General features: G+C 62.1%; 18 protein-coding genes. 10 read left to right on the forward strand and 8 right to left on the reverse strand.

Annotation, left to right across the window (positions count from 1 at the left end; translation table 11 throughout):
- The first annotated feature begins 17 nt into the window (after window positions 1–17).
- From SB772_RS00210 to SB772_RS00230, 5 genes are read left to right on the forward strand one after another with little or no spacing between them, the layout of a single operon-like run.
- Window positions 18–1169 (forward strand): SRPBCC family protein, encoded by a 1152-nt coding sequence (locus tag SB772_RS00210; protein WP_410831249.1) that lies wholly within the window; start codon window positions 18–20, stop codon window positions 1167–1169.
- 39 nt (window positions 1170–1208) lie between these two features.
- Window positions 1209–2408 (forward strand): ABC transporter ATP-binding protein, encoded by a 1200-nt coding sequence (locus SB772_RS00215; protein ID WP_410831251.1) that lies wholly within the window; start codon window positions 1209–1211, stop codon window positions 2406–2408.
- A 2-nt stretch (window positions 2409–2410) separates the two neighbouring features.
- A complete protein-coding gene (locus SB772_RS00220) occupies window positions 2411–3472 on the forward strand; it encodes an ABC transporter substrate-binding protein (RefSeq protein ID WP_410831253.1) in 1062 nt (353 codons plus the stop codon).
- Between the two features lie 17 nt (window positions 3473–3489).
- Complete coding sequence (locus SB772_RS00225; RefSeq protein ID WP_410831254.1) at window positions 3490–4746, forward strand: ABC transporter permease; 1257 nt, start codon at window positions 3490–3492, stop codon at window positions 4744–4746.
- Window positions 4747–4759: 13 nt separating this feature from the next.
- Window positions 4760–5581 carry an ABC transporter permease gene (locus tag SB772_RS00230; RefSeq protein WP_410831256.1) on the forward strand — a complete coding sequence of 274 codons (822 nt, stop codon included), beginning with the start codon at window positions 4760–4762 and terminating at the stop codon, window positions 5579–5581.
- Window positions 5582–6127: 546 nt separating this feature from the next.
- On the opposite strand, the gene SB772_RS00235 is transcribed toward SB772_RS00230, so the two are convergent.
- The 3 genes from SB772_RS00235 to SB772_RS00245 all read right to left on the reverse strand — a co-directional run bounded on the left by SB772_RS00235 (window position 6128) and on the right by SB772_RS00245 (window position 8643).
- A complete protein-coding gene (locus tag SB772_RS00235; RefSeq protein WP_410831258.1) occupies window positions 6128–6910 on the reverse strand; it encodes an N-acyl homoserine lactonase family protein in 783 nt (260 codons plus the stop codon).
- Window positions 6911–6924: 14 nt separating this feature from the next.
- Entirely contained in the window at window positions 6925–7851 is a 927-nt protein-coding gene (locus SB772_RS00240) for a fumarylacetoacetate hydrolase family protein (protein ID WP_410831260.1), read from the reverse strand.
- Between the two features lie 180 nt (window positions 7852–8031).
- The gene (locus SB772_RS00245) at window positions 8032–8643 is read right to left on the reverse strand and encodes a helix-turn-helix domain-containing protein (RefSeq protein ID WP_410831262.1); all 612 of its coding nucleotides are present in this window, start codon (window positions 8641–8643) and stop codon (window positions 8032–8034) included.
- Between the two features lie 239 nt (window positions 8644–8882).
- On the opposite strand from SB772_RS00245, the gene SB772_RS00250 reads away from it, so the two are divergent.
- The 5 genes from SB772_RS00250 (at window position 8883) to SB772_RS00270 (ending at window position 14791) form a co-directional block, all read left to right on the forward strand.
- Window positions 8883–10277 carry an aspartate aminotransferase family protein gene (locus SB772_RS00250; RefSeq protein WP_410831264.1) on the forward strand — a complete coding sequence of 465 codons (1395 nt, stop codon included), beginning with the start codon at window positions 8883–8885 and terminating at the stop codon, window positions 10275–10277.
- Between the two features lie 56 nt (window positions 10278–10333).
- Window positions 10334–11437, forward strand: a complete 1104-nt coding sequence (locus SB772_RS00255) for an ABC transporter ATP-binding protein (RefSeq protein ID WP_410831266.1) — start codon at window positions 10334–10336, stop codon at window positions 11435–11437.
- Between the two features lie 69 nt (window positions 11438–11506).
- Window positions 11507–12556, forward strand: a complete 1050-nt coding sequence (locus tag SB772_RS00260; protein WP_410831268.1) for an ABC transporter substrate-binding protein — start codon at window positions 11507–11509, stop codon at window positions 12554–12556.
- 101 nt (window positions 12557–12657) lie between these two features.
- Window positions 12658–13920 (forward strand): ABC transporter permease, encoded by a 1263-nt coding sequence (locus SB772_RS00265; RefSeq protein WP_410831802.1) that lies wholly within the window; start codon window positions 12658–12660, stop codon window positions 13918–13920.
- A gap of 34 nt (window positions 13921–13954) precedes the next feature.
- Window positions 13955–14791, forward strand: a complete 837-nt coding sequence (locus SB772_RS00270; protein ID WP_410831270.1) for an ABC transporter permease — start codon at window positions 13955–13957, stop codon at window positions 14789–14791.
- Between the two features lie 89 nt (window positions 14792–14880).
- Here the strand turns inward: SB772_RS00270 and SB772_RS00275 are convergent, their stop codons facing one another.
- The 5 genes from SB772_RS00275 to guaB form a co-directional block, all read right to left on the reverse strand.
- On the reverse strand, window positions 14881–15267 hold the full coding sequence (locus tag SB772_RS00275; RefSeq protein WP_166618308.1) for a RidA family protein: 387 nt from the start codon (window positions 15265–15267) through the stop codon (window positions 14881–14883).
- Window positions 15248–15589: a hypothetical protein gene (locus SB772_RS00280; protein WP_410831272.1), complete on the reverse strand. Its 342-nt coding sequence runs from the start codon at window positions 15587–15589 to the stop codon at window positions 15248–15250. The genes SB772_RS00275 and SB772_RS00280 overlap by 20 nt, the downstream gene beginning before the upstream one ends.
- Before the next feature lie 469 nt (window positions 15590–16058).
- Window positions 16059–17642: a glutamine-hydrolyzing GMP synthase gene (guaA, locus tag SB772_RS00285; protein ID WP_410831274.1), complete on the reverse strand. Its 1584-nt coding sequence runs from the start codon at window positions 17640–17642 to the stop codon at window positions 16059–16061.
- A 204-nt stretch (window positions 17643–17846) separates the two neighbouring features.
- Window positions 17847–18476 (reverse strand): hypothetical protein, encoded by a 630-nt coding sequence (locus SB772_RS00290; RefSeq protein WP_410831276.1) that lies wholly within the window; start codon window positions 18474–18476, stop codon window positions 17847–17849.
- A 6-nt stretch (window positions 18477–18482) separates the two neighbouring features.
- A complete protein-coding gene (gene guaB, locus SB772_RS00295; protein WP_410831278.1) occupies window positions 18483–19943 on the reverse strand; it encodes an IMP dehydrogenase in 1461 nt (486 codons plus the stop codon).
- Between the last annotated feature and the right edge of the window lie 159 nt (window positions 19944–20102).

The following is a 20102-nucleotide window of genomic DNA, read 5'->3' on the forward strand; positions in this document are numbered from 1 at the left end:
GCTGAGCCGGAGGCCTTATGGCTATCCTTGCAACGTCGCCGGATGCTGGACCCGAGATCGCCCGCGAACTGCAGGCGAACTGCGAGCGGCCATTCGACGACGCGCGCGCAATGCCGCCGAGGGTCTATACGTCCGATGCGTTTCTCGCGCTCGAGCAGCGCGAGATCTTTCGCAAAGAATGGCTGTGCGTTGGGCGCGCCAGCGTGCTCAGCAGCCCAGGCGACTATCTGACCGCGCAGATCGACGGGCAGCCCGTCGTCGTTCTGCGCGACGAAAACGGCGGCCTGCGCGGACTGTCGAACGTGTGCCTGCATCGCATGTCGGTGCTGCTCGAAGGACGCGGCAACGTCAGACGCATCGTGTGCCCCTATCACGCATGGAACTACACGCTTGATGGCACGCTCGCCGGCGCGCCGATGATGGACCGGCAGGCAGGCTTCTGCAAGGAAAGCTATCGCCTGCCGTCGATCCGCTGCGAAACCTGGCTGGGCTGGATCTACGTCACGCTCGATGCCGACCTGCCGCCTGTCGCGACGCAGCTCGAGGAGCTCACGCGGCTGATCGAGCCGTACGGCATGTCGGGCTACGTTGAGACCTTCCACGAAGAACACGTGTGGGACACCAACTGGAAGATCCTCGCGGAAAATTTCATGGAGAGCTACCACTTGCCGATGCTGCATCGCGCGACGGTAGGCCCGCATTCGCGGCTCGAAGAAATGGAGTGTCCACCCGGGCGACCGACATTCAACTATCACTGGATCACGAAGGAAGCGTCGCTGCCGATCGGCAACGCGCACCCCGACAACACGCGTCTGCAGGGACACTGGCGGCGCACGACCGCGCTACTTGCGATCTACCCGACGCATCTCGTGACGCTCACGCCGGGCTACTTCTGGTACCTCGTGCTGCAGCCGTGCGGCGTGGGCCGGGTACAGATCCAATTCGGCGGCGGACTTTCCCCCGAGTTCGTCGACGATCCGAAAGCGGCCGAATACATGGCCACGCTGAAAACGCTGCTCGACGAGGTCAATGCGGAAGACCGGCGCGGTGTCGAAGCCGTGTTTCGCGGTGTGCATGCACCGCTCGCGAAGCCAGGCAACCTGAGCCATCTCGAGCGACCGAACTACGAATTCGCGCGCTACCTCGCACGGCGAACCGCTACGTCATGACGCGCGACATAGCGCACCGGACCGGATGACCACACGACCATGTCCAGCCAATCGTTCATTTCATTCGCAGGCGTCAGCAAGTCTTACGACGGCGTGCACAGCGTCGTCGAGGGTCTCGATCTCGACGTTGCGCGCGGCGAATTTGTGTCGCTGCTCGGCCCGTCCGGTTCGGGCAAGACGACGACGCTGATGATGCTTGCGGGATTTGAGTCGCCGACGCGCGGTGAGATCCGCCTGAACGGCAAGCGGCTCGACGACAAGCCGCCGCATCAGCGCGATATCGGCATGGTGTTCCAGAACTACGCGCTCTTCCCGCATATGACGATCGCGGAGAATGTCGCGTTTCCGCTGTCGGTACGCAAGATCGGTCGCAGCGAACAGAAGGCGCGCGTGGCGCGGGCGCTCGAGATGGTCGAGCTGCCGCACCTCGCGGCGCGGCGGCCGGCGCAGCTCTCGGGTGGCCAGCAGCAGCGCGTCGCGCTGGCGCGCGCCCTTGTGTTCGAGCCGAGCGTGGTGCTGATGGACGAGCCGCTCGGCGCGCTCGACAAGCGCCTGCGCGAAAGCATGCAATATGAAATCATGCGCCTGCATCGCGAACTGTCGCTGACGATCGTCTACGTGACCCACGACCAGAACGAGGCGCTGACAATGTCGGACCGCGTCGCCGTGTTTTCCGACGGCCGCATCCAGCAGGCCGCGACACCGACCGAACTCTACGAGAACGCCGCGAATGCGTTCGTTGCGAACTTCGTCGGCGAAAACAACGGATTGACGGGCCGCGTCGTCGCGAGCGACGCCGAGTGGGCCACGCTGCAGCTTGCCGACGGCACCACCATCAGCGGCCGTGCGGGCACCGGCCTAAGTACCGGCGGCGAAGCGATGCTGGCATTGCGGCCCGAGCGCGCGCACATCGCGGCGGCTGCAGCCGCGACTGCCGATGCCGCGCGCGGCGAAGGCGAATCGAATGTCGTCCATGCACTCGTGCAGGAGCTCGTCTATTGCGGCGACCACCATCGCGTGCATCTGAAACTGGCGCACGGCGAGGGCGTCGTCGTGAAGGTGCCTAACACGCAGCATCGCGATCTGCCCGCACTCGGCCATACCACGGCCGTGACGTGGCGCCGCGACGACTGCAAGGTACTTCCCGCCGTTTCGTCGCGCGTCGCGGTCAACGCCGACGACCGCACCGTGTTTTCGCCTTCATCGTCCGCGTCGCCACTCATCGCAGGAGTCAACTAAACATGCACGCTACCCGCTCCCGTATCCAGCACGGCGCTGTTCTCACCGCCGTCACGGTCCTCTCCGTCCTGTCGTCGACGGTGCACGCCGCCGACACGCTGTCAGTCGTCACATTCGGCGGCGCTTACGAGAACGCCGCCAAAAAGGCCTGGTTCGAGCCGTTCACCGCGAAGACCGGCATTGGTTTCTCGACGGAATCGTACGACGGCGGCCTCGCAAAGCTGTCGGCGATGGAACAGGCGAAGAACCCCACGTGGGATCTGATCGACCTCGAAACCAACGACGCCATCACGGCGTGCGACGAAGGCTTGCTGCAGAAGTTCGACCGCAAGCAGCTCGGCAATACCAGCGACTTTCTGCCCGGCTCGATCAGCGATTGCGCCGTGTCGGCGATGGTGTGGTCGACGGTGTATGCGTACGACACGACGAAGCTGAAGACACCGCCTACCACCATCAACGATTTCTTCGATCTGAAGAAATACCCCGGCAAGCGCGGCATGCGCAAATCGCCGAAGGTGGCGATGGAATGGGCGCTGATCGCCGACGGTGTCGTGCCGAAGGACGTCTACAAGGTGCTCGGCACGCCCGCAGGCGTCGACCGTGCATTCAAGAAGCTCGACACCATCAAGTCGAGCATCGTCTGGTGGGACGCCGGCGCGCAGGCGCCGCAGCTGCTCGCCGACGGCGCGGTCGTTATGACGCAGGCGTATAACGGCCGCATCGACGATGCTGCGCACAAGGACGGCAAACCCTTCAAGATCGTGTGGGATGCGCAGGTGTACGACTACGAGTGGTGGGGCATCCCGGCAGGCGCGAAGCACGCGGCCGACGCGGCGAAGTTCATCGTTTCGGCATCGACCCCGCAGGCCTACGCGGACCTGTCGAAGTACATCGCTTATGCACCGCCACGCAAGGACGCGATTCCGCTAATCGAAAAGAGCCGTCTCGGCGATCTGCCAACCGCGCCGGCCAATTTCAAGCGGCCGTTGCAGATCGACGCGACGTTCTGGGCCGACAACGCTGATGCGGTCAACAAGCGCTTCCAGGTATGGCTCACGCAATGACGCGAATGGGCGCGACGATGAACACGTCACTGCAACCCACGGCGTCGATCGGCGCCAGCAACCGCGGCGGCGATCGTCACGCCTGGCGGCGGGCGCGTCGCAAGGCGGCCGTGCAGGCGCTACTGCTGGCGTTGCCGCTGCTCGTGTTCCTGCTCGCCACATTCATCGCGCCAATCGCCAGCCTGCTTGCGCGCAGCGTGCAGAATCCCGAAGTGCGCGGCAGCATGCCGCAACTGACGCTAACGCTGCGGGCGTGGGATGGCAGCAGCGTACCCGGCGAGCCGGCATTTGCCGCGCTCGCGCAAGGTTTGCGCCATTCGGCCGAAGCCGGCGAACTCGGCAACGTCGCACGCCGGATGAATTTCTATCAGCCGGAATTCCGCAGCCTGTTGATGAAAACGGCGCGCGAGTCGCGCTCGCAAACGCCTGACGCATGGAAGCCTGCACTGATCGCTATGGACCCGCGCTGGGGCAATACCGAAACATGGCGGTTGCTGAAGCGCGCCGCCACGTCGCCGACGCCCGACTACCTGCTCAACGCGATCGATGCGCAGGTTTCGGCGGACGGCTCCGTCACGTCGTTGCCCGCGGACAGCGCCGTCTATCGCGCCGCCTTCGTGCGCACCATCCAGATCAGCGCGACCGTCACGCTGTTGTGCCTGCTGCTCGGCTACCCGGTCGCGTATCTGCTCGCAACGCTGCCGCCGAAACAGGGCAACCGGCTCATGCTGTTCGTGATCGTGCCGTTCTGGACTTCGCTGCTGGTGCGCACGACCGCGTGGTACGTGCTGCTGCAGCCGGGCGGCGTTATCAACACCGCCTTGATGCGCTTCGGCATCGTTCATCATCCAGTGCCGCTGATCTTTAACCGCACCGGCGTGCTGATCGGCATGACGCACATCCTGCTGCCGTACATGATCCTCGCGATTTACTCGGTGATGAAGGGCGTGTCGCCGATGTACGTGCGCGCCGCGCAGTCGTTGGGCGCGCATCCGATAACGGCGTTCGTCCGGGTCTATGTTCCGCAGACGCTACCGGGTGTCGGCGCGGGCAGCTTTCTCGTCTTCGTGCTCGCGCTCGGCTACTACATCACACCTGCGCTACTCGGCGGCGCAGGGGACGAGATGATCAGCCAGCTAATCGCATCGCAGACGAACGAGCAACTCAACTGGGGACTCGCGGGCGCGCTGTCGTGCTATCTCGTGATCTTCACCGCCGTGTTCTATTTCGTCTTCAACCGGCTGGTCGGTATCGATCGGCTGCGATTCGGCTAGCGGGGAGACCAGCATGCAACCCCAACGTCACCGAATGCTGTCCGAGCGTATCGCAGGCGCGGGACTGCGGGTGCATTGCGCGTTGATCTTCCTGTTTCTCGTCGCACCGATCCTCGCAATCGTGCCGCTGTCGTTCAACTCGGGCTCGTTCTTTTCCTATCCGATGGACGGCGTTTCGCTGCGGTGGTACGCGCAGGCGTTCGGCTCGCACGATTGGCAGCGCGCATTCGCGAACAGCATCGGCATCGGCGCGGTCGCGACACTGATCGCGACCAGCCTTGGGACGCTCGCCGCGCTCGGGCTGAGCCGTTCGGTGTTCCCGTTTCGCGCGATCGTGATGCCGCTGCTGATTTCGCCGATGATCGTTCCCATCGTCGTGGTTGCGGCCGGCTTCTATCTCATCTTCTCGCCCCTCGGGCTCGTTAACTCGTATCCGGGCGTGGTGCTCGCGCATGCGGCGCTTGGCACGCCGTTCGTCGTGGTCACGGTGACCGCGTCGCTGCTGTCGTTCGACCAGAACCTGCTGCGCGCCGCCGCCGGTCTTGGCGCACGACCGTGGACGACCTTCCGCCGCGTCACGCTGCCGTTGATCGCGCCGGCTGTGGCGACGGGCAGCGTGTTCGCGTTCGCCACGTCGTTCGACGAGGTGATCGTCATCCTGTTCATCGGCGGCCCTGAGCAGCGCACGGTGCCGCGTCAGATGTGGAGCGGCATCCGCGACCAGATCGATCCATCGATCCTTGCAGTGGCGACGGTGCTGATCGTGTTCGCGACATTACTCTTCACCGCGATGAACTGGCTGCGCGGCAGAGCGACCGCTGCGTCCTCAATCTGACCGCCTTGCGGTGTGTTTTGACTCGTGTCAATATGCGCTGCCCGGTCGAGTGGCCGTCCTGCAAAGCGCACAGCTGACGCTGGCTGCACTACACGACTCGGAGAATCCAGTTCACGCAAGCCTCGTTGCAAGACGCGGCCATGCTCAGCGTACGAGCCGTCTATCCCTCCGTGTGGTTGCTCCTGCAATCGCTGGAGCAACGCCTTCAGCTCATGGACGTAAGCAGGCGCCCGAGGTTGAACGGATGCAATAGCCGGAACCAGGGCACCATACTCTCCGTACTGGTCGGAGATGATCGTTGCGACAACCTTTCTTGCGAACACGACCGGCTCGATGTCTGCATTGACGCTCAGGTTCACCATATCGCAGCAGAGTCACTTCACGATCATCGTACGTCATTGATTTCAACCACAATCCAGCCGACACCCTCACTCCCGTTCCGATGCGATTCGCGTAATTGAACATTGCACCGCGTTGAACATTGCACCGCGCGGCCGCGAACCTTCACTATAAAGACGCAGCCGCTCACCCACACACACACCGTTATCAAGCGAGCCAGTCAGGCGCATGAGGCAAAGTTGCATTCTGGGCAACGTCGTGATTGACGAACAACGTCGCACCTTCAGCCTCCAAAAGCTCCTGGACCCTGTTCATCGACGCAATTGACTGCAGTGCGTCGACATTGAAAGAAGGAACACATCTGCATTGGAAGTTGCGCCGATTGTGAGCAATATCGCCACTCAACACGACTCGCCCGGCCTCGGGAAGATTCAGCAACAGCGAGCAATGGCCAGGGGTATGGCCGGGCGTGAAAATGATACGGACGGCGCCATCTCCATAAACGTCGTAGTCACCCTCGATCAACCTGAGCCTGTTGTTACGCAGCGTGCCGTACAGTTCAGGCCTGAATCCGAACGCGTCAGGATCCGGTCCAAACATGGCCTCGTATTCAGCCTTCTGCACGATCCACTCGGCCTTCGCGAACAGCCGGCAATTGCCCACATGGTCGTAATGCGCATGCGAAAGCGCCAGCGTACCGATTTCATCAGGCTCAACCCCGATTTCCTGAAGTTGCGACGCGATCGTCTTACTGATCGTTCCGCGGATACCGTGGGCGATGATCCGGCCTTCCGGCTCGCCGATCAGATCGTCCTGGGTGCCGGTGTCCCATAGCATCCATTGTCCGCGATGGCGGATGAGATACGCGTTGCAGCTCAACGTCATCGGTTTGCCGACATTGAATCCGGGAGAGTAAATCGAGGCATCGTCGACCTGCGCTATGCCGGCGTCGAGAACGTAGAGTCGCTCGATTGTCGCGTCATGGCTCATGGCTGCCCCCGTTCTCAGCGAAGATGAATGGCGAGCTCACCGAGCCCTTCGATCGCGGACACCACTTTGTCGCCCGCTTTAAGCCATTGACGCTCGTCACGCGGCACCTTTTGCCCCCAGATCACACCCGGCGGCGTCCCAGTAAAAAGGATGTCGCCCGGCTCGATCGTCATAATGCCGGCCACGTAGCGGATGATCTCGCGGCAGTCGAAGATCATTTCGCTGGTATTGCAGTCCTGCCTGCTTTCGCCGTTCACCCAGGTTTGTAGCCTCAGGTTGTTCGGCTCAGGCACGCGATCGCGGGTAACGAGCCAGGGACCCAATGGCGCAAAACCATCCGACATCTTCCCCGCCGTGAATTGCGTCGTGATGTTCTGCAAACCTCTGGCGCTGAAGTCATTGCCGACCGCGTAGCCCGCAACAACGGATAGCGCATTCTCCTTCGACACGTTCTTGCATTTCCGCCCGAAAACGATCACGAGTTCCGTCTCGTAGTCGAATTCCTTGTCTACCATAGTAGGCAGTTCAATGTCGCCGTCATGGTGATTGAGTGCGTTCGCAAACTTGCTGAAGATTGGCGGCGCCTTGGGAATGGGCGTTCCCGTCTCCGCCGCATGCGCCTGGTAGTTGAACCCCACGCAGATGATCTTCCGCGGCCGCGTGACAAGAGGGGCGAAAGCAGCCTCACGTACCTCAACCGATTCGATTCCGCCGTCCTCCCGAAGGCGGCTGACGATAGCCGATACGTCGGCAGCACGACCGCTATGAAGCAAATCGTCCATATCCTCCGGCGCAGGTATTTCGAAGTTGGCGCCAGCCTGCGTGATATTCACGATCCGGCCGTCGAACTCCGCGCCGAGGGCGAGGGCACCATCCACGCGGAGATTAGCCAACTTCAGGCCGAGTTCCCCTACTTCAAGATTCGGGTTTGCGTTTTTCAATTTGTACTCCTTATGAAAATTCCTGAAGCGGAATGAAGAGATGGCGCGACCTGGGCGATCGCAGGAACGAGCCGCCGCGAGGCTGATTCCCGGCGCGTTCGCCGAAGTATATAAGTAGAATATATCTACGATAGAAGAATGTCAACGACCACCCTGTCTGGCGGCCACAGCTTGCCCGGCTTACTTATCGTCTCGCCGGGAAATGACCAGGTAGTAGGAGCAATGCTTTCTTGAGCGATTGCTGAAAGCATGCTCGACCCTGGCCTCGAAGAACAGGGTGTCGCCTTCCGACAAGCGGATTTCCTGGTCCGGCAGCGAAACGATCAACTCCCCTTCTGCCACGGTCACGTGCTTTTCTGTTCCGGTTCGGTAGGCCGGCATCATGCCGGTCGACACGCCAGCCGGCAGCCAGTGCTGGAGCAACTCAACCTGGCTGCCAACCATGGTCGGAGAAAGAATGTGGCGCTCGAAGCCGGTTTCGCTGTCCCGGAAAATATGCCGCTGTTCGCGGCGAACTACCACTACGGCTTGCCGGTCCTCGACGCCGCCGGTAAGAAAGCTCAGCGTCGTCTCGAGGGCATGCGCGATTCGTTTTGCGACTCCGATGGTCGGACTCTTTTCGCCTCGCTCGACCTTCGAAAGCATCGCCCGGCTTACGCCGGACCTCGTCGCCAGTTCTTCGAGCGTCAGTTCGCCGCGTTCCCGCAACGCGCGCATGCGGCGCCCAAATTCCTGATTCAACTCGTCGTGGTCGCCTGTCGCTTCAGGTGGAAGTTCCATAAGCCTGTTCATCTATGACTGTTCGTAAGGGGTCGGCGAGAGTCTAGCGCAATCGCCACACGCTTTTTTGAAAACGCTTGAAGGCTCGCTTTCTGTCTGCTAGTGTATCTTCCATAGTAGATTGTGTCTACCATGTAAGACGATTAGATCGGTTTCTGAAGAAACGCACAGCGCAATGCAATAAAACCGTTGTTATCCGGGCCAGCGCCTCGCCGCCTTGGCCACGGCTCAAGCCCGAATCAGGAGACGACATGACTCAAGCAATCGACGCACTGTTCGAGCAGGACCGTGCGCATTTCATGCATCCGTCCACGCACGCTCACGATCACCAGAGCGGCGCGCTGCCAGGCAAGATCGTGCGCGGCGGCAGCGGCATCCGCATCGAAGATCATGAAGGCCGACAGTACATCGACGCCTTTGCGGGACTTTACTGCGTGAACATCGGCTATGGCCGTACCGAAGTCGCCGACGCCATGTATGAGCAGGCAAAGCAGCTTGCCTATTACCACACCTACGTCGGCCATTCGTCGGACGTCATCATCGAACTGTCTTCGCGCCTCATGGAGTGGGCGCCGCCTGGCATGAAGAAGGTGTACTACGGCATGTCCGGCTCGGATGCGAACGAGACGCAGGTGAAGATCGTCTGGTATTACAACAATGTGCTGGGGCGCCCGAACAAGAAGAAGATCATCTCGCGCGAACGCGGTTACCACGGCTCAGGAATCGTGACTGGTAGCCTGACCGGATTGCCCAGCTTTCACCAGCATTTTGACCTGCCACTCGAACGCGTGACGCACACGGTCTGCCCGCACTGGTATCGAAAGGCACCTGCCGGGATGAACGAGTCCGAATTCGTCGCATATTGTGTGGACGAACTTGAAAAGCTGATTGCCCTTGAGGGTGCCGACACAATCGCGGCCTTTATCGGTGAGCCTGTGATGGGCACCGGCGGGATCGTGCCGCCTCCAGCCGGCTACTGGCCTGCGATCCAGCAGGTGCTGAAAAAGCACGACATTCTGCTGATCTGCGACGAAGTCGTGTGCGGCTTCGGCCGGCTCGGCTCGAAGATGGGTGCGCAGCACTTTGGCATCCAGCCCGACCTCATTACCGTTGCGAAGGGACTCACGAGCGCTTATGCGCCGCTCTCCGGTGTGATCGTGGGCGAAAAGGTCTGGGACGTGATTGCGCGGGGCTCGCAGGAGCACGGACCGATGGGACATGGCTGGACCTATTCCGGGCACCCGGTATGCGCGGCCGCGGCGCTCGCCAATCTCGCGATCATCGAGCGCGAAAAGCTGGTGGAAAACGCCGCGCAAGTGGGCTCGTACTTCGGCGCACAGCTGCGTGAAGCGTTCGGCTCACACCCGCTGGTGGGCGAGGTTCGCAGCACGGGCATGCTGGCTGCCCTGGAATTCATGGCAGACAAGGAGGCGCGCAAGCCCTTCGACCCGGCCCTGAAGATCGGGCCGCGGGTCGCCGCCGCCGCGCTGCAGCTAGGTCTGATCGCGCGCGCCATGCCGCACGGCGACATCCTCGGCTTCGCACCGCCGCTCGTGATGAGCCACGACGAGGCAGACGAGATCGTTGGCATCGTGAAGCAGGCCGTGGACGAGGTTGCGGAGCGAGCGCTCGCAGACGCGGGCTGACCTTGCCGCTACGCTCCGCATCCTGTTGGTAATTGTCGCGTTGAACGGAGGCAGCTGTGCCGAAGACTCAAGAAGTGATTGTCAGCTTTCGAGGCGTTAGGAAAACTTACGATGGCGAGTCGCTCGTCGTCAAATCGCTCGATCTCGATATCTACCGCGGGGAATTTCTCACCTTGCTCGGACCCTCAGGCTCCGGCAAGACGACCTGTCTGATGATGCTTGCAGGCTTCGAATTTCCTACCGGTGGCGAGATCCACCTCGACAGCAAGCTGCTCAACAACGTCCCACCTCACAAGCGGGACATTGGCATGGTGTTTCAGAACTACGCGCTGTTTCCGCACCTGACGGTCGGACAGAACGTGGCGTATCCCCTCAGCGTGCGCAAGGTGCCTGCTACCGAACGTGCCGCGCGTGTGAACGAAGCCCTGAGGATGGTACGCATGGAGAGTTTCGAGAAGCGCTATCCGGCACAACTGTCGGGTGGCCAGCAGCAGCGCATCGCGCTCGCGCGCGCACTCGTGTCCAAACCTAAGCTCGTGCTCATGGACGAGCCGCTTGGCGCGCTCGACAAGCAACTGCGCGAACACATGCAGTACGAACTGAAGTCCCTGCACGCAGAACTCGGCCTGACGTTCGTCTACGTCACGCACGATCAGGACGAGGCGCTCACCATGTCGGACCGGGTCGCGGTGTTCGACAAGGGCGTCGTGCAACAGCTCGACACCGTCGACCGTATGTACGAGTCGCCATGCAACGAGTTCGTGGCGAACTTCATCGGCGACAGCAACCGCTTGCGCGGCACGATTGCGTCAGTGGACGGCGATTTCTGCGACTTCCAGCTCGACGACGGAACGCGGCTCGTCGGCCGCAATATCGGCAACGCGGCGGCGGGCGCGTCCGCCATCGCATGCATCCGCCCCGAGCGCATGAACGTGGTGTACGGCAGCGATCGAGCGAACGACGCAGCGGCAAACGCGCTGGCCGGAGAGGCGCGCAGCCTGATCTATTTCGGCGACCACGTGCGGATGCGCTGTGCGTTCAAGGGGCAAGACGAATGTTTCGTCAAGGTACCGATCGGTACCGGTGCGCTTGAACGATTTGCACCCGGCGCGCCTGTGACACTCGCATTCGCGCCTGAACATCTGCGCGTTTTTGCGTAGCTGTCTACACGATTTCTACGCTGGCCAGTCCGACACAACGATTCGTTTTCGTCATGAGGAGAAGGAACCATGATCACTCGAGCAAAACTTGCTGCGCCTTGCACGGTGCTCGCGCTCACGCTGGTGATGTCCGGAGCGCCCGCATCCGCTGCGGGACTGACGGTTGTCAACTTCGGGGGCAGCTGGGGGCAAGTGCAGAACATTGCATTCAATGAGCCGTTTGAAAAAGCGACCGGCAACAAGGTCACTGTCGTCGAGTACAACGGCGAGCAGGCCAGGGTGAAGGCCATGGTCGAGGCAAAGCACGTCAACTGGGACGTCGTCGAGGTCGAGTCGGGCGAGCTGAACCGCGGCTGCGATGAGGGCTTGTATGAACAGCTCGACTGGTCGAAGATCGCGAAGAAGTCGGATTTGGTCCCTGAAGCGCCGCAGACCTGCGGGGTCGGCTTCGTTGTGTGGTCGATGGCGCTTGCCTATAACGCCGATAAACTCAAGACGGCGCCGACGAGCTGGGCCGATTTCTGGGACGTCAAGAAATTCCCCGGCAAACGCGCGATGCGCAAAGGCGCGCGCTACAACCTCGAGTTCGCGCTGATGGCCGACGGCGTTGCGCCGAAGGACGTCTACAAGGTCCTTGCCACAAAGACCGGCCAGGATCGCGCGTTCAATAAGCTCGGCGAGCTGAAACCCTACATTCAGTGGTGGGAGGCGGGTGCACAGCCGCCGCAGTTCCTCGTCGCCGGTGATGTCGTGATGTCGACCGCGTTCAACGGCCGCATCGACGCCGCACAAAGAGAAGGCCAGAACCTGAAGGTCATGTGGAACGGCAGCATATACGACCTCGACTACTGGGTGATTCCGAAGGGCACGCCGAACAAGGCGCTCGCCGAGCAGTACATCGCGTACACGCTCACGCCAAAACCGCAGGTGGCGTTCACGCAGCATATCGCGTATGGCCCGGCAGATGTCGTGGCGCTCAAGTCGCTCGACGCCAAGACCCTCGCGAATCTGCCCAACTCGCCGACGAACGCCAAAGACGCGACGCTGCAGAACATTGGCTTCTGGACCGATCACGGCGACGAACTCGAGCAGCGCTTCGCCGCATGGGCCTCGAAGTGAGCGTGCGGATGTTTTTCTGACCCAACCGGCCGCGTGGCGCATATCGCGTCGCGCGGCATTCCGCCGGATCGCCGTCCGGCCGGAGAAAAACGTTGAATACGATGACGATCGCCCCCTCCTCGTCGACACTGTCGACGGCCGCGCTCAAACGAGAACTCCGCTCCGCCGAGGCTCGCAAACGGGCGATGGCGCGCCTCTTGATCGCGCCGCTCGCGATCTTCGTCCTGCTCATCTTCGTCGTGCCGATTGGCGCACTGCTCACACGTGCGGTGCAGAACCCCGAGATCGCGACGGCGCTGCCGAACACGGTCGCGATGTTGTCGGGCTGGGACCGTCACGCGCCACCGCCCGACGCTGCCTACGCGGCGCTCGCAGCCGACATGACGAAGCTCGCCGGCAGCGACGGAATGGGCACGCTCGCGTCGCGTCTGAACCTGGAAATTCCCGGCTTTCGTTCATTCGTGGCGAAAACGGTGCGCGCGATGCCGCTCAAGGGCAGCAGCGACCAGCCGCTGACGCCCGCGCAGACGCGCGAGAAGCTGATCGAGTTCGATGCGCGCTGGGGCGACGCCACCTACTGGCAGGCGATCGCGAAAAACGGCAGCCAGATCTCACCGTTCTATCTGCTCGCCGCGCTCGACCACAAGCAGGACGGCTTCAACCATATCGTCCACGCAGATCCCGAGCAGTCGATCTACCTCACGATCTTCGGCCGCACGTTCCTGATCGGCATGGCGGTCACCCTGTTCGCACTGCTGCTCGGCTATCCGCTCGCGTACTGGGTCTCGCGACTGTCCGAGCGCCGCGCGAATCTCGCGATGATCCTCGTGCTGATTCCCTTCTGGACCTCGGTGCTCGTGCGGGTCGCGGCGTGGATCGTGCTGCTGCAAAACGACGGGCTCGTCAACAAGGCGCTGATCGGCAGCGGGCTGATCGCGCAACCGCTGGCGCTGCTGTTCAACCGCGTCGGCGTGTACATCTCGATGACGCACATCCTGCTGCCATTCATGATCCTGCCACTCTACAGCGTGATGAAGTCGATTCCGCCGACCTACCAGCGCGCGGCCGTATCGCTCGGCAGTCATCCGTTCGCGGCGTTCTGGCGCGTGTACGTGCCGCAAACCTATCCGGGCGTCGCCGCCGGCGCGCTGCTCGTGTTCATTCTCTCGATCGGCTACTACATAACCCCCGCACTGCTCGGCGGCCCGGACGACCAGATGGTCAGCTATTACGTCGCGTACTACACCAACAATACGATCAACTGGGGCATGGCGTGCGCGCTCGGCGGGTTGCTGCTCGCGGCAACGCTGGTGCTATACGCGGTGTACAGCCGGTTCACGCGCTCAAAACTCAGCCTCAGTTGAGCCGACGATTACGCGAAACAAGGAGAATCCGACCATGAAACTTGCCAGGCCGCTGTTCGCGCCGCATATGTCGTTCGCCGAGCGGGCGTGGTACGTCGTGCTGCGCGTGCTCGTCGTGCTGACGCTGTTGTATCTGATCCTGCCGGTCCTCGCGATCGTGCCGCTGTCGTTCTCGTCGAGCACATTTCTCGTCTATCCGATTCCGGGCTTCTCGATGCGCTGGTATGAGCACCTGATCAGTTCGGACGAGTGGCGGATGGCCGCGAAGAACAGCTTTATCGTCGCGCCGTCGGCGACCGTCGTCGCGACCGTGCTCGGTACGCTCGCTGCGATCGGCCTCACTAAGGCCGACTTCCGCGGCAAAGGTCTGCTGATGGCTGCGCTGCTCTCGCCGATGATCGTGCCGGTCGTCGTGGTCGGCGTCGGCATGTACCTGTTCTTCGCCCCGCTCGGACTCGCGAACACCTATACCGGCCTGATCGCCGCGCATGCGGCGCTCGGCGCCCCGTTTGTCGTCACGACCGTCGCGGCGACACTGCAGGGCTTCAACCATAACCTCGTGCGTGCGAGCCTGTCGCTGGGTGCGAATCCGGTTGCGACGTTCTTCCGCGTCACGCTGCCGGTGATCGCACCTGGTGTGATGTCGGGTGCGCTTTTCGCCTTTGCGACATCGTTTGACGAAGTGGTGGTCACGCTGTTCCTCGCGGGCGCCGACCAGACGACGCTGCCGCGTCAGATGTTCACTGGCATCCGCGAGAACATCAGCCCAACCATCGCTGCGCTGGCGACGATCCTGATTCTGTTCTCGACGGGCCTGCTGCTCGCGCTCGAATGGTTGCGCGGACATCACGCGAAAGGTGCTGCTGCCTGACACGCGACGACACGGCGACGGCCTGATTGAGTAGCGGGCACCTCCATCGAGAAGTACCCGACACGCCGCTGACGCGCAGGGCGCGATGCCTAACGGGCTGCGACCGCCTGAATCTCCACGAGCAGGTTGGGTTCCGCCAGACCGGCGACGATGACCATGGTGGTAGCGGCGGCGTGACCGGCAACTCGCCGCTCGCGCTCCTTCCGGTAGTGAGGTACGAGGTCCGGCCGGGTGATAAAGCCGTCGACCTTGACCAGATCGGTCACGCCCATACCGGCATCGGCCAGCACCGCCAGTAGATTGTCCCAGGCCAGTTCGATCTGCTTCACGGGGTCATCTGGAACGATGCCATCGGTCGTAACACCAACCTGTCCCGAGACATACAGCCAGCGCGCGTCAGCCGGCACTGACGCGCCATGGCTGTAGCATGAGAACGGTGGTGCGATTCCAGCAGGGTTATGCAATTGAATAGTCATGGCTAACTCCTTCTGTTCTAAAGATTTCGGTGAGGACAGCTCTTGGCCCGCTTTGAGCCCTTGCGACTTGATTACGATCGAGAACACTGAAAATGCCGAACGCATTCATAAATAAGCAGTCCATAATGCACGTCGCCAAGCGTGAGGAACCAAAAAGCAATCTGACTCCCAGGCCATGCCCAAACGAAGCGATTGCCAGCCGAATGCCCTTGGCGCGTCGCCAGAGACGCAGGCGTTCGAGTTGGTAGAATATATCTACCATTGAAGAAATGTCAACGGTTGAGAAGAAGCTATTCGGGCGGTCACTTTCCCGCTCGATCAACCCTGAGCCGCCATAAGGGTTTCTCCAACCGCAACGACGACTCTTAAGGTACAACCGTCGCTCGCTGTACTGAGCCGTCCGGTGGATCGTCGGCATTATGCGAATGCTTTCCATAAGGCCGATGAAGGAGCGTTCGTCTTTGACAATCGGATGGCCGGTTACGGGGCAAAGCCGACGCGTGGTCGTCCGACTGGCGATGCATGTGAACGGCCGTGCGGCCGGTTTCTGCCCGCAGGTATATTACGCGGGCTCGCTCTGCTGCAGCATGGGACGCTCGACGAGCGAGCAAACCACCTTCAATGAATAGCAATCCTTATTACTTACGCTCGCGGAACCCAGAAAAGACCAGATGGAGTAAAAATCTCCAAATCTTTCAATAGGTTACTGACCGACCACCCTAGCCAATTTAGAATTGGGCGAGCGTTATTTGTCGGTCATCGTAACCCGTTGATTTAAAAAAGAATTACCCCTATTCCCACTCAATCGTCGCGGGCGGCTTCCCCGAGATGTCGTACACCACCCGGTTAATCCCCCGCACCTCATTGATGATCCGGTTCGACACATGCCCCAGCAATTCATGCGGCAGATGCGCCCAATGCGCGGTCATGAAGTCCAGCGTCTGCACGGCGCGCAGCGCAACGACGTACTCATAAGTGCGGCCGTCGCCCATCACGCCGACGCTCTTCACCGGCAGAAACACGGCGAACGCCTGGCTCGTCAAATCGTACCAGGACTTGCCGGTTTCCTTGTCGATGAAGGTGCGCAGCGTCTCGATGAAAATCGCATCCGCGCGACGCAGCAGGTCGGCGAAATCGCGGCGCACTTCGCCGAGAATCCGCACGCCCAGGCCCGGGCCCGGGAACGGATGGCGATACACCATCGCCGGCGGCAAACCGAGCTTCACGCCGAGTTCGCGCACTTCGTCCTTGAACAGTTCGCGCAGCGGCTCGAGCAGCTTGAGATTCAGCGTCTCGGGCAGGCCGCCGACGTTGTGGTGGCTCTTGATCGTCTGCGTCGCCTTCTTGCCCTTGCCGGCCGATTCGATCACGTCCGGATAGATCGTGCCTTGCGCCAGCCACCTGGCGTCGGTGAGCTTGCCGGCTTCGGTCTGGAACACTTCGACGAATTCCGCGCCGATGATCTTGCGCTTCGCTTCCGGGTCGGTCACGCCCTTCAGCTTCGACAGGAACGCTTCGCTCGCGTCGACGTGAATCACCTTCACGCCGAGGTGATCGGCGAAGGTCGCCATGACCTGCTCGGCTTCGTTCAGACGCAAGAGGCCGTGATCGACAAACACACAGGTGAGCTGATCGCCGATCGCGCGATGCAGCAGCGCCGCGGCCACCGACGAATCCACGCCGCCCGACAAGCCCAGAATGACGTGCTCATTGCCGACCTGCTCGCGAATCTTCGCGACCGCTTCGTCGATGTAATGGCCCATTTCCCAATCAGGCCTGGCGGCGCAAATCTGCAGTACGAAGCGCTCGAGCATCGCTCGGCCCTGCACGGTGTGCGTGACTTCCGGGTGCCATTGCAGGCCGTAGAAATGGCGCTTTTCATCGGCCATCGCCGCGATCGGGCACGATTCCGTCGACGCCATCAGCGCGAAGCCCGGCGGCATTTCCAGCACTTTGTCGCCGTGGCTCATCCACACTTTCAGCATGCCGTGACCTTCCGGCGTGGTGAAATCGCTGATGCCTTCGAGCAGGCTCGTGTGGTTGCGCGCGCGCACTTCGGCATAACCGAACTCGCGCAGGTGGCCGATATCGACCTTGCCGCCGAGCTGCTCGGCCATCGCCTGCATGCCGTAGCAGATGCCGAGCACCGGCACGCCGAGCTCGAACACAGCTTGCGGTACGCGCGGCGTATCCGTTTCGGTGACCGAACTCGGACCGCCGGACAGGATCACGCCCTTGGGCGCGAAGTCGCGAATGAACGACGCGTCGATGTCGTACGGATGAATTTCAGAATACACGTTGGCTTCGCGAACGCGACGTGCAATCAATTGGGTGACTTGCGAACCGAAGTCGAGGATCAGGATCTTGTCGTGCATGGCAGCGGACGGAGTCAAAAGTGAACGGATACGGGATGCCGCGCACGAAGCGCGGCGTTGAATTCAAAGCGGTCCACGTGGAGGACCATCGAGTGTGAAGCGCAACGTTGAAACACGCTGGGACGTCCGGTGCCGCGGGCATTCACTTGCGGCGCGCGCGAACGGATTCCGGCAGCTTCGGCAGACGGTGTGGCGCTCAGCGCGTCAGCCATGAAACGGCGGGCGGGGCGCGCCGGGTGTATCGGCGGCTGCGTTGCGGGCATCGTCGCGGGCTTCGTTACGCGCAACTCGTTCGGATGCCGTCAGACTGGGTTCGTCGGCTACCTGCTGAACCGGCGCCGCCGAAACTGGACTGACGGGGCGCGTCACCGGCAAGACCTTCGCGGCTTGCCGTTCAGCGCGCCCGGCAGCAGCGGCCTCAGTCAGGCGCCCCTTCTCGCGACGCCGCACCGCGCCTGACAAACGCACTCCGCCCAGGCCGATCACCAGCAGCACCACGCCGGTCAGCACCGCGACGATCTGCCCGAAGCCGGTCAGCGCAGGCGTATGCAAGCCAAGCAGCCAGACCAGCATCAGCACGCCGGTCAGCCAGTTCACATGCCCGACGGCCTTGGCGACCGCCGACGTCAGCGCACCGTCGATCGAAGCGTGCAACGCCAGCCACGCCAGCCCGATCAGCGCAATGCCAAACCCCTGGCCGGCCAGAGCCGGCTGGGTTTGCACCAGTTGCAGCGCGTTGTACAGCGAAGTCCACGGCGTCAGCAGAAACAGCAGGCCGAACGCGAGCAACAGCAAGGCATCGATGATGAGTACAGCGCGCAGCAATGGCTTCATTGGCGTTTAGTCCACGTGATAGTTGGGCGCTTCCTTGGTGATCTGCACGTCATGTACATGCGACTCGCGCAAGCCCGCACCCGTGATCTGCACGAACTCGGCCTTGTCGTTCATCTCCGCGATCGTGCGGCAACCGCAGTAGCCCATGCTGGCGCGCACGCCGCCGATCAGCTGGAACAGGATCGCGTTGACCGAGCCCTTGTAGGCGACACGGCCTTCGATGCCTTCCGGCACCAGCTTGTCGATGTTCGCGGAGTTGTCCTGGAAGTAGCGGTCCGCCGCGCCGTCCTTCATCGCGCCGACCGAACCCATGCCACGGTACGACTTGTACTGGCGGCCTTGATACAGGAACACGTCGCCCGGCGCTTCTTCGGTACCGGCGAACATGCTGCCCATCATTACGGCATTCGCGCCCGCTGCCAGCGCCTTGCTGACGTCGCCCGAGAAGCGCACGCCACCGTCGGCGATGACCGGCACGCCGGTGCCCTTCAGCGCTTCCGAGACGTTGGCGATCGCGGTAACCTGCGGCACGCCCACGCCGGCGACGATCCGCGTCGTGCAGATCGAGCCCGGGCCGATGCCGACCTTCACGCCGTCCGCGCCGTACTCGACCAGCGCCTTCGCCGCCGCGGCGGTGGCGATGTTGCCGCCGATCACTTCGACGTGCGGGAAGTTCTGCTTGACCCACTTGACGCGCTCGAGCACGCCCCTGCTGTGGCCGTGCGCGGTATCGACGACGATCACGTCGACGCCCGCCTGCACCAGCAGCGCCACGCGCTCTTCGTTGTCCTCGCCCACACCGACCGCCGCGCCCGCGCGCAGCTTGCCGTGTTCGTCTTTACAGGCGTCCGGGTGTTCGGTTTGCTTGGTGATGTCCTTGACGGTCATCAGGCCGCGCAGTTCGAAGGCGTCGTTGATCACCAGCACGCGCTCGAGGCGGTGGCTGTGCATCAGCGCCTTGGCCTCGGCGAGCGGCGTGCCTACCTTGACGGTGACGAGGCGCTCGCGCGGCGTCATGATGTTGCGTACCGGCTCGTCCAGACGCTCTTCAAAACGCAGGTCGCGGTTCGTGACGATGCCGACCAGTTGCGCGCCTTCGACGACCGGGAAGCCCGAAATGCCATGCTGTTGCGACAGCGCGATGACGTCGCGCACCTTCATTTGCGGCGGCACCGTAATCGGATCGCGCACGACGCCCGATTCGAAGCGCTTGACCTTGGCAACTTCACGCGCCTGTTCGGCCGGCGTGAGATTCTTGTGGATGATGCCCACGCCACCCATTTGCGCCATCGCGATCGCGAGACGGGCTTCGGTGACGGTGTCCATGGCGGCGGACACGAGCGGCATATTCAGGGAGATGTTGCGGGTCAGCCGGGTCTTGAGGCTGGTGTCGCGCGGCAGAACATCAGAGTAGGCCGGGACGAGGAGCACGTCATCGAACGTGAGTGCTGTTTGGATCAGACGCATGGCAAATCCTATAGGCGCAAAAGCGAATTATACGCGATACCTCCCCGGTTTTCACTGCACTAACAGCAGCTTAGCGAATTTCCGGGGCTTTTTTCGTGACTTCGGATATGCCGATTTCGCTTCCACGTTCGGCTCGGGTTCGATCGGGTTTCGATTGCG

It is taken from the genome of Paraburkholderia sp. SIMBA_030 (genome assembly GCF_046535245.1).
Classification (GTDB): domain Bacteria; phylum Pseudomonadota; class Gammaproteobacteria; order Burkholderiales; family Burkholderiaceae; genus Paraburkholderia.

Excerpts from the sequence above, each read along its gene's own strand:
- SB772_RS00275 (WP_166618308.1), bottom strand. The coding sequence starts at position 15,267 with ATGACTATTCAATTGCATAACCCTGCTGGAATCGCACCACCGTTCTCA.
- guaA (WP_410831274.1), bottom strand. The coding sequence starts at position 17,642 with ATGCACGACAAGATCCTGATCCTCGACTTCGGTTCGCAAGTCACCCAA.
- SB772_RS00225 (WP_410831254.1), top strand. The coding sequence starts at position 3,490 with ATGAACACGTCACTGCAACCCACGGCGTCGATCGGCGCCAGCAACCGC.
- SB772_RS00250 (WP_410831264.1), top strand. The coding sequence starts at position 8,883 with ATGACTCAAGCAATCGACGCACTGTTCGAGCAGGACCGTGCGCATTTC.
- SB772_RS00230 (WP_410831256.1), top strand. The coding sequence starts at position 4,760 with ATGCAACCCCAACGTCACCGAATGCTGTCCGAGCGTATCGCAGGCGCG.
- SB772_RS00210 (WP_410831249.1), top strand. The coding sequence starts at position 18 with ATGGCTATCCTTGCAACGTCGCCGGATGCTGGACCCGAGATCGCCCGC.
- guaB (WP_410831278.1), bottom strand. The coding sequence starts at position 19,943 with ATGCGTCTGATCCAAACAGCACTCACGTTCGATGACGTGCTCCTCGTC.
- SB772_RS00270 (WP_410831270.1), top strand. The coding sequence starts at position 13,955 with ATGAAACTTGCCAGGCCGCTGTTCGCGCCGCATATGTCGTTCGCCGAG.
- SB772_RS00245 (WP_410831262.1), bottom strand. The coding sequence starts at position 8,643 with ATGAACAGGCTTATGGAACTTCCACCTGAAGCGACAGGCGACCACGAC.
- SB772_RS00290 (WP_410831276.1), bottom strand. The coding sequence starts at position 18,476 with ATGAAGCCATTGCTGCGCGCTGTACTCATCATCGATGCCTTGCTGTTG.
- SB772_RS00260 (WP_410831268.1), top strand. The coding sequence starts at position 11,507 with ATGATCACTCGAGCAAAACTTGCTGCGCCTTGCACGGTGCTCGCGCTC.
- SB772_RS00265 (WP_410831802.1), top strand. The coding sequence starts at position 12,658 with ATGACGATCGCCCCCTCCTCGTCGACACTGTCGACGGCCGCGCTCAAA.
- SB772_RS00235 (WP_410831258.1), bottom strand. The coding sequence starts at position 6,910 with ATGAGCCATGACGCGACAATCGAGCGACTCTACGTTCTCGACGCCGGC.
- SB772_RS00220 (WP_410831253.1), top strand. The coding sequence starts at position 2,411 with ATGCACGCTACCCGCTCCCGTATCCAGCACGGCGCTGTTCTCACCGCC.
- SB772_RS00215 (WP_410831251.1), top strand. The coding sequence starts at position 1,209 with ATGTCCAGCCAATCGTTCATTTCATTCGCAGGCGTCAGCAAGTCTTAC.